The sequence below is a fragment of the Telmatocola sphagniphila genome (assembly GCF_018398935.1).
GTDB classification, from domain to species: domain Bacteria; phylum Planctomycetota; class Planctomycetia; order Gemmatales; family Gemmataceae; genus Telmatocola; species Telmatocola sphagniphila.
Genome location: NZ_CP074694.1, coordinates 792,450 through 805,183, shown reverse-complemented (window position 1 = coordinate 805,183; position 12,734 = coordinate 792,450). Strand labels below are relative to the sequence as shown.

Below are 12,734 nucleotides of genomic sequence, written 5' to 3'. Positions count from 1 at the left end.
GAAATCTGCCTTCCGTTGAAATGGGCTTTGGAGGAAGCCACGGATGGCAAGCAACCTGATCGAATGGATGCAGAAACTCGGTCGTCCCCGGGTCGTCGTACTCGGCGACCTGATGCTCGATCGTTACATTTTTGGCGATGCGGAACGGATCTCCCAGGAGGCTCCCGTTATCCTGCTGCGTGCGGATAAACGCGAAGAGCGACTGGGTGGAGCCAGCAGCGTGGCCACTATGCTGGCCGCTCTGGAAGCCGAAGTTCACCTCTGCGGCGTTACCGGCGATGATGCCGATGCCGAGCGCATCCGACAGATTCTCAAAAATCTCGATATCAACGAACGAGCCGTTCTTTCCGATTCGAACCGGCCCACCACGGTTAAAGAACGCTACATCGGTCGTGCCCAGGCTCGACATCCGCAGCAAATGATGCGCGTCGATTTTGAAAGCCGGGAGGCTCTCTGCAGTGCCGTCGAAAAGAAACTGCTCGATGCGATGTTGGAAGCCATCGACAAGGCAGACATCGTTCTGATTAGCGATTACGATAAGGGTGTCTGTACACCCAACTTGCTGCAAAGCACCATTTCCGAATGCCGGCGAAAAGGAATTCCGGTGGTCGCCGACCCCATTCGCGGCAAGGACTACGTCAAGTATCGCGGCTGCTCCTCCATGACGCCGAATCGGCTGGAAGCTGGTCTGGCGACCGGTCGCAACATCCAAACTCTTGAAGATGCTTTGCAGTCAGCGCGCGAACTGCGGGATATGCTCGGCCTCGATTCCTCAATCATTACCCTCGACAAAGATGGCATGGCCCTCTGCCAGAAAAACGGCTACGAAGAAATCTTTCCGACCAGACCCCGCGCCGTTTACGACATCACCGGAGCGGGTGACATGGTGATGAGCATGCTGGGTCTGGCGCTATCCGCGGGGGCCGATTACCCGACCGCTATTCAACTGGCGAACGTCGCCGGCGGCTTGGAAGTCGAGAAATTAGGTGTGGCCACCGTCAGCCGGGAAGAGATCATTCAGGATCTGCTGCATCATTCCCTGGCTGGTTCGACTCATGCCGGCAAGGTCATGACACCCAGCCAAATTCAGCCGCATCTGGATCAACGCCGTCGGCTCGGCCAGAAGATCGTCTTCACCAACGGCTGCTTTGATATTTTGCACGCCGGGCATGTGCAGTACCTGCAGGAAGCGCGACGCCAGGGGGATCTCCTGATCGTCGGGCTCAATAGCGATTCGAGCATTCGTCAGTTAAAAGGGCCGGATCGACCCGTTAATCTGGTGGATGCACGGGCTTCAGTACTGGCGGGTTTGCAGGCCGTCGATTTCATCACGGTGTTCCACGAATCGACTCCCGCCAAACTGATCGAAATGATCAAGCCAGATGTGTTGGTGAAAGGGGCCGACTACCGCAAGGAAGATGTAGTCGGGGCCGAATTGGTGGAGTCGTACGGCGGTCGAGTTTATCTGGCCGGTTTGAAGGATGGTTATTCGACGACTTCGATTTTGAAGAAGATGAAGGCGGCCTAAAGAAACTCGGGAAGCGGCTGTTTTCACGACATCATCTAAACCACCCGGATCAGCTAGCAAGAAGTACGGATGCGAATTGCAGTTTTTCTACCGAACTGGATCGGCGATGTAGTGATGGCGACCCCCGCCATTGCGGCTCTGCATGCTCGCTATCCGCATTCAAAAATGGTGGCTATCGGAAAGCCTTACGTTGAGGCGGTAACGGCCGATTCTCCCTGGTTCGAAAATTTCTGGCCGCTGGAACGTACAATACGCTCGGGCTTGGCTGTTGCCCGGCAGTTAAGATCCTATGAAGCCGATGCCGCCGTGCTATTTCCCAATTCCTTCCGCGTTGCCGCCGTGGCCCGGGCAGGCCGATGCAAGCTGCGAATCGGCTTCGTGCGCTATGCCCGCGGCTTTCTATTGACCAATCGCTTTTATCCGGTCCAGGATGAAAAAGGGAACTTCGTACCCCGTCCCATCCTGCGCGATTACAATCGAATAGTTCAAGTGCTGGGGGCAGAGCCGACTGATCGGATGGAACTGTTTACGAGTGATTCACAAGATGCACAAGCCACTGGTGTTTTAAATCAACTCGGAATTCAGCACGATGAAGAAGTGATCGGTTTGAATCCCGGGGCGGCGTTTGGAGCCTCGAAGTTCTGGCCGACCGCCTACTTCGCGGAACTCGCCCGCAAATTCGTCGATTCCCGAAATGCCAAGGTCGTGGTGATGTGTGGGCCGAACGAGAAGGATATTTCGCGGGAAATTGCCGCCCAGAGCGGCCGATCCACCGTGAAGTCGCTAGCCGATTTTCCGCTTTCCATTGGATTCAGCAAAGCGATCGTCAAAAAGCTGGATTTGCTGGTCACAACTGATTCCGGACCGCGGCATTTCGCCGCCGCTTTCAACCGACCGGTCGTCACACTCTTTGGTCCGACGCATATCGAATGGACCGAAACGTTTTACGATAAAGCAATTCACCTTCAGAAAAAGGTGCCTTGCGGCCCGTGCCAGCTCCGAGTTTGTCCGACCGACCACCGCTGCATGAAAGAGTTGAGTGTTGCGGAAGTATTTGAAGCTTCCTGCAAACTCCTTCCTCGTATCGACCGGGGAGGATTACGCCATGCAGGTTGAATCGCGAACAGGAGGAAAGCGGCTACCGTCGTTAGTCGGCCGGTCGCTGATGTCGGAAGTATCTGCGGAAACTGGGGCGGTTGAGATCAATCCGAGAGATCTGGCATTCCTGCACGCTGTCGGGTTGAAACACTCGACCGATTTTCTGAACTGTCCGGGCGAAATTGTGGGAGGCCATGTCGGCCGCAATGTCAGCCGGGTAATTCTGCAAGGCCAGAACCGGGAAATCGTCGGCTATCTGAAGCGGGAGCATCAGGTCGATTGGAAGGATCGCTTCAAGCATGCCTGGGAAGGCTTTGGATTCTGTTCGAAATCGGAGCGGGAAGTCCGCATATTGCAGGAACTGGAACTTCACGATCTACCCACTCCTCGCTGGCTAGCGTGGGGAAATAATGGCTCCGGTAAAGCCTTTCTCTTGATTCAGGAAGAATCTGGATCTTATCCTCTTAAGAATTGGTTACTGACCAACGGCTACTCGAAACGATTGCTCGGTAATCTGGCTCAGACACTGGCTGGTTATCATGCCGCGGGGTTCACGCAACCCGATCTTTTAGCGAAGCACGTACTGGTGAACTCGGTCACGCAGGAATGCCTTTGCATCGATTGGCAACGCTCGGTCTGTCGAAATAAGTTCCACTATCGCTCGGCCATCGAATCTCTCGCCCGATTGAACGCTTCTCTTCCGGATGCGTTGCTAAGTAATACGGCGAAGCTCTACTTCCTGAAGAAATATTGCGAGGTTCTGCTTACCAAGCAAATCGGTTCGACTCCGCTCGCCGTTCTGGTTCGGGACATTGAACGCAAAACTCGCACATTTCGAAACTCGCGGGCAATCCTTCAGGAATCTCGACAGCTTGAAAGTGCAAGCGAGCAACGGTTAATCTGGCTCGATGGCGAAGCACTTTGTCTGATTCCCGAAATTGCCACAGGGCTCAGCCCCGATACGGCGCGGGTGCTGTTCTACCCCCCGGAAGAGCGTACGGAGAAAAAATTCTGTTTCGCCGAGCGCTCCGTGCGGCTACTGCGTGAATCGAACTCTAACTGCCTGCGCCGCTTGTTCTACTTGAAATCCCTCCGCCGAATCCTGATGCCCATGGTCACCGCCCGGATCGCCTTCCATCTGCAACGGGCGGGACTGGCAGTTCCCAAATTACTCGCGTTTGGGCTGGATACGGAAAACAAATGTGAGACACACAGCTTCGTTCTGCTGGAAGAAAAGGGCGTTTTAATCGACGATCGGATTGAATGCATCGCGGAATTGGAAAGCCGTCGCAAAATCATCCGGGAATGCGGCGAGTTGATTCAACGAATCCACGAAGCGGGCTGCATGCTTCGGAAATCGCCTTGCAAACGAAACCTTTTCCGCCTGGAAAACAATTTACCCGAGTTCGAAAAGATCGAGAATCTCCAATACGTCCGGAGGGTAAGCGAGCAGCAGTGTTATCGCAGCTTGAAGCGGCTCTTCGATACCGAGATTCTGTTTCAGAATCGCACGGATCGATTGCGATTCCTGCAGGCGTTTGTCCGCGGCCGTAAGTCGCCGCTTTCTCGAAAAGTCCTGGTACGTCTGGTCTGCCAATAAAAGAGGTTTTTCGAAAAATTATGAAAGTGGTTCCGCTCCATCTGGATTACCCCATGGCTCGACGAGAAAACCGACGAGATCGGCTGGTCTCTCAGCCGGAATGGGAATCTATTGCCGGTGTGGGATGGGCGGATCGCATCATGGAACTGGAACTATCAGATCGCTTCCATTCCAAACAGGGTCGCTCCATCGTGCGCTGGACGGTTACGAACTTGGGTAATCCTTGCGTAGTTTATCTGAAACGGCATTACAAGCTTCCGCGATGGATGAGTTGGGCCCGGCGCTACCTTCCGAATAAAGACTTCTCACCCGGTTTGCAGGAATATCATCATTTGCAATGGGCGGTAAAACAAGGCATTCCCGTGCCAAAAGCGCTGGCTGCGGGTGAGTTTCAAGGCGAAAACGGCCAATTGCAGGGCTTTATCGCCATCGCGGAATTAACCGATATGATCGGTCTGCACGAGGCGATTCCCGAAGCCGAGCGGAAATTATCGCCAGAGGATTTCCGTTGGTGGAAGCACGGCCTCTTTGCCGAACTGGCCCGATTGAGCCACCTGTTCCACGACCGTAATGCTTATCACCAGGACTGGTATCTGTGCCACTTTTACATTCCCCAAAGAATGTGTGATACCCCTCCGGCCGAGTGGCAAGGCCAGGTTTTCGTTATCGATTTCCATCGCTTGAGGACCGGTCCGATCCTCGGCTTCCAATCCCGAATGAAGGATCTGGCCCAGTTGCAATACTCCGCGATCTGGCCAGGAGTGACAGCGGAAGACCGCCAGCATTTCTGGAAGATTTATTCGAAGAGCCTGCCGCGGATTTACCGCAAGCTTTTGCGATGGGGTATCGAAATAAAGATGGCCCTCTATCGCCGTAATCATCGCCGGGCGGAACGACGCAAACATGCCCACACATGACCCTCAGGAAGACATCATGGATATTGCACTCTGCTACGAGAACGTGAATCCCGCCCGGGGCGGTTGCGAACACTATATCTCCGATCTCGCCCGCCGTCTGAGTCGGGACGGCCACAGTGTGCACCTGTATGCCTCGCGCTGGGAAGCCGATGCCTTACCGACATTGATGCACTACCATCGCATCCCGCAACCGACCGGGAACCGGGCACAACGCCCTTGGAAGTTCGCCGAAGCTTGCGAACGGGCCCTGGCTCAGAATCATCACGATCTGTCGATCGGATTCGATAAAACCTGGGGGCAGGATATTCTCTACCCTCAGGGAGGATTGCATGCCGCTTCGATGCAGCAGAATATACTCAAATACCCTTCCGGCTTCGGTCGGTTTCTAGCTAGATTGAGCAAGCGCATCGACCCGGCGGCTCGATCCTTCGCTCGGCTGGAACGTCGACAGTATTGCACGCCACCGCGCCCCAGGATCGTCGTCAACAGCCAGATGGTTCGGAAACATTTTGAAGAGTTCTACGACATCCCCGCCGAAGAGATTCAGGTTCTACCGAGTGCGATCGATCCGGCGAAATTCCTCGCGGAAGATCGCTTGAAACGGCGTTCGGAAGAACGGGGCCGCTGGGGTATTACTAGTAGCACACCGGTGGGTCTTTTTGTGGCCATGAACTACCGACTGAAAGGTTTGGCCCCCCTGCTCTCTTCTCTGATGACCATTCCGCCGGAGAAGGACTTCAAAATCATTGTCGTCGGGCATCCGAAGACCGCTCGCTACGAACGCATGGCCCGCTATCTGGGCGTGCAGGATCGAGTAAAGTTTCTCGGGTTCCGGGCCGACCCCAGCGATGCCTACTTCGCATCCGATTTTCTGGTACACCCGACCTTTTACGACCCCTGTTCGCTGGTCGCTTTGGAAGCCCTGGCGTGCGGTTTGCCAGTCATCACCACAAAATATAACGGTGCTTCAGAACTCTTCCGCGACGGCGAAGAGGGAATCGTTGTCAGCGATCCCCACAATGCACAGGAATTGGGCGGAGCGATCGCTCGGTTGATCGACAACTCCGTTCGAACTCCGATGAGTGCGGCGGCCCGACAAGCGGCCAAAAGATGGAATTTCGAAATGCACTACCAGAAATTTTTAGGTTTGATGAAGCAGGTGGCTCAATTGAAGCGCGCGGCGTAGACTGATGGGGTTACCTTCCGGAAATCTGCCATGCCGCCAATTATCAACCTAGTGCTGCTCCTTGCGGGAGCTTATTTGCTCGGTTCCATCCCCTTTGGAGTGCTGGTCGCTCGTAGCCGGGGTGTGGATCTTCTGAAAGTCGGCTCCGGAAATATCGGGGCGACTAACGTGGGGCGTACGCTCGGTCGTAAATGGGGCATCCTGGTTTTCGTTCTGGATTTGCTCAAAGGAGCCGTGCCGGTTTATCTCGGCAAATGGCTGGTTCTGCACGATGCTGAATTTGTAGCCTGGCAACCGATTCCTCAGCTGGCGGCGGTGGGCACTGCGGTATGTGCTTTTCTGGGGCACACTTTCCCCATCTTTCTGAAATTCCAAGGCGGTAAGGGCGTTGCCACCGGATTCGGAACCATGCTGGTGCTGCTCACCGGTCCCGATTTTTTCGCCATCCTGATCTGGGTGGTCGCTCTGCTCGCTTCGTCGATAGTCTCCTTTGCTTCGGTCGTGGCCATGATAGCATTTATGGCCGGGTACACAATTAGCGTTGATGGTCGGCCGTTCGCATTCGAAAATATCCTAACGAGCCTGTATTGTTACATCGGCTGTTCCATGGTGATCGTAAAACACCATGCGAATATTCGCCGACTGCTGGCCGGGACGGAAAACTGCATGAAACCTTCTTTCCGCAGAGAACGCATCAATTACGCTTTCCATTTGCTGGCACTGGGCTGGCTCTTCGGGGGGACGCTGTTTCTGCAGTTCATCGCCGGCCTATCGGTTTTCGAAACCTTCCCGGATGTGGTGGAAAATTCCCCTTCGGATCGCACGGCCCAGGTGGCCATCGCCAACGGTCTGTCGGCCGAACAGAAAAAAGCGCTGGGAAGTGCTCTCGCCGGCGCGGCTGTCGGGCCGATGTTCCCCAAGTATTTTCTGTGCAGTGCCATCGCGGCCACCGTCGCACTGATTAGTGCGCGCGGCTGGCGGAGTAAAGAGAAGCTGAATCGCATTCAACTTGGTCTTCTGGTCGTCACATTTCTGCTGGTCTGCGGCAACTGGTGGATCGCCGGGGAAGTGAGTCGACTGAGGCTGGAACGATTTGCAGCCGATGCTGAAACCGCGGCCCGAGCCAAGGAGAACTTCACCTCCTGGCATCTGGTCAGCCTACTCTTGAGTATGCTGACCTGCCTGACGGCCACAATTTCTCTGATTTGCGCGGCCTGGACCGCCCCTGAAAAAGCCCAAATGGATGTGGGCCAATTGCCTAAGGCCGCTTAGAAATTTTATCGGGGCTCCTGCTGGGTCATGCAATGCAAGGTTCCCAGCCCCCAGACCAGATCGACCGCGTGAATGCCGACCACTTTGCGATCGGGGAACAACTCAGCCAAAATCCCTAAAGCTTCTCTATCATTCGGATCGTTGAAGGTCGGAACGAGAACAACCGTGTTGGCGATGTAGAAATTCGCATAGCTGGCAGGCAGACGCTGGCCGTTGAAGACAACCGGTTCCGGCATTGGTAGGGCGATGATATCCAGCTTGGTGTATTTCAGGCGATCCCAGTTCTCTTCCAGAATCGCATGATTGGGATCGGCGGCGTTCGGCTCGCGAATGGTAACGATGGATTTGGCATTCACAAAGCGAGCCAGATCATCTACGTGGCCGTGCGTATCGTCGCCGACAATACCTTGGTTCAACCAGATCACTTTTTTGATGCCCAGGTAATCGTGAAAAACCTTTTCGTAATCGGCTCGGTTCATTCCCGGATTACGTTCCTGCACCGGACTTAAAAGGCATTCTTCGGTTGTTAAGAGCATTCCCTTGCCATTGGGATCGATGCTACCCCCTTCGAGTACCACTCGCTTGTCGTGACAGAAAGGTTGCCAGGCCGGCAGCTTCAATTTCTTATTCAGCTTTCCGGGAATCGCATCGTCCTGTTTCCAGTCTGGATACTTAGCCCAGGCGTTGAATCGCCAGTCCAACATTCCCTTTTGGTGTTTGTCGTTCACCACGAAAATCGGGCCGTAATCTCGGGTCCAGACGCGGTTGGTCGGTTGCTGCCAGAAGTGTACTTTCGTGAGATCGACACCTCCTTTTAGCAGGTAGCGGCGGGCCGCAGCTTCCATCCTGGAATCCGCCACCAGCAGATTCACTTTTTCCGATTGGTGCAGATGGCGAACGATCTCGGTATAGACCCAGGGAATGGGTGCGATCTTACCTGGCCAATCGGACTTCTGATGCGGCCAGGCGATCCAGGTCGCGGCGTGCGGTTCCCATTCGGCCGGCATCCGGTAGCCCAGTCCGGCAGGTGTGTCTGTTCTGGCCAATGGCATAGATCCCTCGACTTGGAAGATACGTCTCCTGATTTTATGAATCGTTTGTCCCGGCGACTTGGAGCATTCTCGCAGCAATTATTGATTCTTCATAGAATCACGGCACGGAGGAAAACCATGACGAAGCGACTTTGGCTGTTCTCATTTTTTTGCTTATTTCCCAGCTTGATCCACGCTGAGGACCCCCCTCAAACAGTAGTGGAAAAAACAAATTACCAGGAAACCTCGCGCTATAGCGATGTGGTGGACTTTTGTCAGAATCTGGCCAAGGCATCACCCAAAGTCCGGCTGACGGAGTTGGGCACCAGCCAGGAGGGCCGTAAACTGCCGGTGATGATTATCGCCGATCCGCCGGTGGCAACACCTCAAGAGGCTGCGAAATCGGGCAAACTGATTATTTTCGCCTGGGGTAACATTCATGCCGGCGAAGTCGATGGCAAAGAAGCATTGCAGATTCTGGCCCGGGAAATCGCCACGACCAAAGAACATCCGCTGCTCAAAGATCTGATACTGGTATTCGCCCCCATTTTCAATGCCGACGGTAACGAACGATTCGACAAGCACCGCCCCGAACAGGGCGGACCGACACTGGTCGGCATCCGTGCGAACGCTCAAGAACTCGATTTGAATCGCGATTTCGTCAAGCTCGAAAGCCCGGAAGTGAAAGCTCTGGTCCGCTTCGTGAACCTCTGGGATCCGGCCGTCTGTATCGACATGCACACGACCAACGGCTCCTACCACAAGTATACGCTGACCTACGAAGGTGGCAGTTCACCGGCGGGCGACAAACGTCTGGTCGATTTGACGCGCGATCGTCTCTTCCCCGAAGTGGGCCGAAGAATGGAGAAAACAACCGGGTACAAGACCTTCTTCTACGGCAACTTCGCCAAGGGAAATACCATTTGGGATTCAGTGCCTCCCACGCCGCGCTATGGATTTCATTACTTCGGCATCTGCAACAAGATTTCGATCTTATCGGAATCCTATAGCTATGCTTCCTTCAAGGATCGTACTCTATCGGGCAAATCCTTCGTTCAGACCATCAGCGAGTACATCCAGGAGCATAAAGACGAAGTGAAGAAGCTTCTGGCCGAGGCGCGCGAAACGACCATCAAGGCCGGCCTATCCTCCGACGGCCAACCCGGTGTCGTACTGCAAACCAAGCCAGTTCCCTACGGCCGACCTTATAAGGTTCTCGGGGAAGTGGTGGAACTGAAAGACGGTAAGCGCCATCCGACGGGTAAAGCGGTCGAGTACGAAGTGCTGTATATGGGCGGTTCGGAGCCGACAAAAACCGTGACGCGGCCACGCGGTTACGTCATTCCGGCCAGCCAGACTCGCGTGCTGGAAAACTTGAAAAATCATGGCATCGAGATGGAGAAACTTGCAGAAGCGGGCGAGTATGAAATCGAAGCCTATCGAGTGGACAAGATCACCAAATCGCGGACGTTCGAGAAGCACCAGCCGGTCACTTTAAAAGTGACGCCCCGAACTGAGAAGCGGAAAATTGAAGCGGGCGATTATCTGGTGAAAACCAGCCAGAAACTCGGTTCGCTGGCCGCATATATCCTGGAACCCGAATCGGCGGACGGCCTGGCGACCTGGAACTTCTTCGATTCTTCGATGGAGGAAGGGAAAGATTTCCCCGTCCTGCGTTTGCCGCCGAGCAAGAAATAAAATTTAGAGGGGCCGGTCGAATCGACCGACCCCTCCACTCAATCACTCGGACAGGGATTTAAAAATCTTTTCAAACTCGCTCGAACAATCGTGGAAGATGTCGAGCAAATTCGGATCGAACTGGCCCGGCGAACAGTCGACCATGGACTTCACAGCCGTGTTGTGCTGAATCGCCGGTTTGTAAGTCTTGGCACATCGCAAAGCATCATACACATCGGCGATAGCGACAATCCGAGCAGACAAAGGAATGGCCATGCCCGAGAGCCCATCTGGATAACCAGAGCCATCGAAGCGTTCATGGTGATGGCGAGCGATATCGACAGCCATTTGCAGGAAGCCCTGCGAGAAGCACTCGTAATGAGCGATCTTCTTGAGAGTATCGGCACCGATGACTGTGTGCGCCTGCATTTGAATCAATTCATCCTGCACCAGTTTACCCGGCTTCAGAAGAATGTGATCTGGCAAGGCGGCATTGCCGATATCGTGTAGAGGCGAACAAGCTTCGAGGGCCTGGAGAAACGCTTCGTCGATCTGCCCCGAAAAATGCGGGGAAGCCATAGCCTTTTCGCCGAGTACCCGAGCATAGGCCTGAATTCGTCGCAGGTGATTCTTGGTTCCCGCGCACTTTCCTTCCACCAGATCTGCCAGCGTGAGAATCAGGGTGTTTCGCATGAGAACCAGATCGGAATTTTGCTCCAACAGATTCTGTTCCAGTTTGGCGTTGGCGTTGAGCAATTGCCGATTCAAGAAATCGGCCCGATCCTGAGCTTCTTTGTGACGCAGGGCCGTTTTGACTCGCGAGCGAAACTGAATGACACTAAAAGGCTTGTGCAAAAAGTCGTCTGCCCCATCGACCAGGAGTTTCGCCAGATCATCGACTTGCGAATCGCCGGAGAACATCATAATTTTCAGGTTCGGTATCGTGCAGGTCTGGCGAATCTGTCTCAAGGCCGCCGTGCCGTTCATATTCGGCATGTTGATATCGAGTAGCACCAGATCGTAAGGTGTCAGCGTCAATTTCTCCAGCGCCTGCGCGCCATCCTCGGCTTCGTCGCAGATACAACCATCGCCCTGAAGGATCATCTTGCTGAACGAACGGATGTTTTTGTCATCATCCACCACGAGTACCCGGCGCTGCTGGGCACCGCCTTGATCCATGGTCTTGGGCTTCTTGCCGATCTTTTTCTCGGGCAAGAGCTGATCGACGCACGCATGCTGGAAGGGCATCAACAGCTTCATCACTTCTTTGGCGTCCCCCAGCCGGTCTTCCGGGTGCACCTGCATCATTTTCTGAATGAGCTCATCCAGTTCCTGAGGCAGTGAGGGGTTGATCTTGCGGATCGAAGGAGGCGGTTGCGTGAGACGGTGGATGAGATCCTGAGCCGGTTCCTCACCGACGGGAAAGGGATCTTTCCCCGTCAGGCACCAGTAGAGGGTCGCACCGAGGCCATAAAGATCCGAACGCCCGTCCACGCTGGAAGCATCTTGAGCCTGCTCGGGCGACATGTAACCGACAGTTCCCAGAATCGTGCCGGGAAGCGTCATGCGTTCGCCGAGATTGCGGGCCAGCCCGAAATCCAGCACTTTGGCAACGCCCGCGAAAGTGAGCAGAATATTCGATGGTTTGATGTCTCGATGGACCAGATTATTGCGATGCGCTTCGGCGAGTGCATCGGCCACCTGATGAGCCATTTTGCAAGCCTGATCGACCGAAAGCGGTCCTTTCTTGCGAACCAGCGAATCCAGGTCCTGCCCGGCGAGGTACTCCATCACGAAGTAATGCAGTTCGGGCATTTCCGGATCGGGATTGGGAATACTGCCGGCATCGAGTGCCGAGACGATATTCGGATGCTGAAGTTCACCGACCGCTCGGACCTCGGCATAGAAGCGGGAGACCATTTGTTCGTCGATCTTCCGCGACCAATTCAGCGTCTTGATGGCGACGCGATAACGCATGCGGATATGCTCGCCGACATAGATCACTCCCATGCCGCCCGAGCCGAGATGGCCGAGGATGCGATAACTGTTGATCACCAGACCAAACCGACGGCCACTGCGCAATCGTTCCGATTGAAACTTGTTGATCAATCCGAAACGCATCATGTTGCGCAGCAGGGCATCGACTGTTCGAGAGCTGAAAACGGCTTCTTGATCGTGCGAAGGGAGATTTTTCCAATCGTCCGCCATCACAATGTTTTCGTCAAGCAAATCGTGAAGATAATCGCGAGCGCGAAATTCCAGGGGCGGAGCTTTCTCGTACGGATCCACTGGGCGCTGCATGGGCTTTATCTCATTTTCAAAGTTCAGGGTAGCTCCTCCGGAGCCGGTAACAGTCTTTTGCATTTTTTCCTCTGCTTCAAACCGCGGTCGGGAAGGTGTTCCCTTAACCGTCAGGCCGGTTTAA

At 54.6% G+C, this 12,734-nt stretch carries 9 protein-coding genes and 1 pseudogene; 8 read left to right on the top strand and 2 right to left on the bottom strand.

What is annotated here, in order from left to right:
- The first annotated feature begins 43 nt into the window (after positions 1 to 43).
- The 7 genes and pseudogenes from rfaE2 (at position 44) to KIH39_RS27355 (ending at position 7,601) form a co-directional block, all read left to right on the top strand.
- The gene (rfaE2, locus tag KIH39_RS03475; RefSeq protein WP_213497879.1) at positions 44 to 1,528 is read left to right on the top strand and encodes a D-glycero-beta-D-manno-heptose 1-phosphate adenylyltransferase; all 1,485 of its coding nucleotides are present in this window, start codon (positions 44 to 46) and stop codon (positions 1,526 to 1,528) included.
- Between the two features lie 69 nt (positions 1,529 to 1,597).
- The gene (waaF, locus tag KIH39_RS03470) at positions 1,598 to 2,644 is read left to right on the top strand and encodes a lipopolysaccharide heptosyltransferase II (RefSeq protein ID WP_213497878.1); all 1,047 of its coding nucleotides are present in this window, start codon (positions 1,598 to 1,600) and stop codon (positions 2,642 to 2,644) included.
- Positions 2,634 to 4,226: a lipopolysaccharide kinase InaA family protein gene (locus KIH39_RS03465; protein ID WP_213497877.1), complete on the top strand. Its 1,593-nt coding sequence runs from the start codon at positions 2,634 to 2,636 to the stop codon at positions 4,224 to 4,226. Before waaF ends, KIH39_RS03465 begins: the two co-directional genes overlap by 11 nt.
- Positions 4,227 to 4,279: 53 nt before the next feature.
- Complete coding sequence (locus KIH39_RS03460) at positions 4,280 to 5,143, top strand: lipopolysaccharide kinase InaA family protein (protein ID WP_213497876.1); 864 nt, start codon at positions 4,280 to 4,282, stop codon at positions 5,141 to 5,143.
- Positions 5,130 to 6,329 carry a glycosyltransferase family 4 protein gene (locus KIH39_RS03455; protein ID WP_246539511.1) on the top strand — a complete coding sequence of 400 codons (1,200 nt, stop codon included), beginning with the start codon at positions 5,130 to 5,132 and terminating at the stop codon, positions 6,327 to 6,329. The genes KIH39_RS03460 and KIH39_RS03455 overlap by 14 nt, the downstream gene beginning before the upstream one ends.
- A 30-nt stretch (positions 6,330 to 6,359) precedes the next feature.
- Positions 6,360 to 6,983 (top strand): annotated as a pseudogene (gene plsY / locus KIH39_RS27360) (glycerol-3-phosphate 1-O-acyltransferase PlsY); the annotation flags it as partial.
- Positions 6,984 to 6,995: 12 nt separating this feature from the next.
- Positions 6,996 to 7,601 carry a DUF4149 domain-containing protein gene (locus tag KIH39_RS27355; RefSeq protein WP_449343001.1) on the top strand — a complete coding sequence of 202 codons (606 nt, stop codon included), beginning with the start codon at positions 6,996 to 6,998 and terminating at the stop codon, positions 7,599 to 7,601.
- Positions 7,602 to 7,606: 5 nt separating this feature from the next.
- Here KIH39_RS27355 and KIH39_RS03445 read toward each other — a convergent pair whose 3' ends face one another.
- Positions 7,607 to 8,653: an agmatine deiminase family protein gene (locus tag KIH39_RS03445; RefSeq protein WP_213497874.1), complete on the bottom strand. Its 1,047-nt coding sequence runs from the start codon at positions 8,651 to 8,653 to the stop codon at positions 7,607 to 7,609.
- A gap of 117 nt (positions 8,654 to 8,770) precedes the next feature.
- Here KIH39_RS03445 and KIH39_RS03440 point away from each other — a divergent pair, with 117 nt between their 5' ends.
- The gene (locus KIH39_RS03440) at positions 8,771 to 10,330 is read left to right on the top strand and encodes a M14 family metallopeptidase (protein ID WP_213497873.1); all 1,560 of its coding nucleotides are present in this window, start codon (positions 8,771 to 8,773) and stop codon (positions 10,328 to 10,330) included.
- Positions 10,331 to 10,372: 42 nt separating this feature from the next.
- Here the strand turns inward: KIH39_RS03440 and KIH39_RS03435 are convergent, their stop codons facing one another.
- Positions 10,373 to 12,673 (bottom strand): protein kinase domain-containing protein, encoded by a 2,301-nt coding sequence (locus KIH39_RS03435; RefSeq protein WP_213497872.1) that lies wholly within the window; start codon positions 12,671 to 12,673, stop codon positions 10,373 to 10,375.
- Positions 12,674 to 12,734 lie beyond the last annotated feature (61 nt).

Excerpts from the sequence above, each read along its gene's own strand:
- rfaE2 (WP_213497879.1), top strand. The coding sequence starts at position 44 with ATGGCAAGCAACCTGATCGAATGGATGCAGAAACTCGGTCGTCCCCGG.
- waaF (WP_213497878.1), top strand. The coding sequence starts at position 1,598 with ATGCGAATTGCAGTTTTTCTACCGAACTGGATCGGCGATGTAGTGATG.
- KIH39_RS03465 (WP_213497877.1), top strand. The coding sequence starts at position 2,634 with ATGCAGGTTGAATCGCGAACAGGAGGAAAGCGGCTACCGTCGTTAGTC.
- KIH39_RS03460 (WP_213497876.1), top strand. The coding sequence starts at position 4,280 with ATGGCTCGACGAGAAAACCGACGAGATCGGCTGGTCTCTCAGCCGGAA.
- KIH39_RS03455 (WP_246539511.1), top strand. The coding sequence starts at position 5,130 with ATGCCCACACATGACCCTCAGGAAGACATCATGGATATTGCACTCTGC.
- KIH39_RS27355 (WP_449343001.1), top strand. The coding sequence starts at position 6,996 with ATGAAACCTTCTTTCCGCAGAGAACGCATCAATTACGCTTTCCATTTG.
- KIH39_RS03445 (WP_213497874.1), bottom strand. The coding sequence starts at position 8,653 with ATGCCATTGGCCAGAACAGACACACCTGCCGGACTGGGCTACCGGATG.
- KIH39_RS03440 (WP_213497873.1), top strand. The coding sequence starts at position 8,771 with ATGACGAAGCGACTTTGGCTGTTCTCATTTTTTTGCTTATTTCCCAGC.
- KIH39_RS03435 (WP_213497872.1), bottom strand. The coding sequence starts at position 12,673 with ATGCAAAAGACTGTTACCGGCTCCGGAGGAGCTACCCTGAACTTTGAA.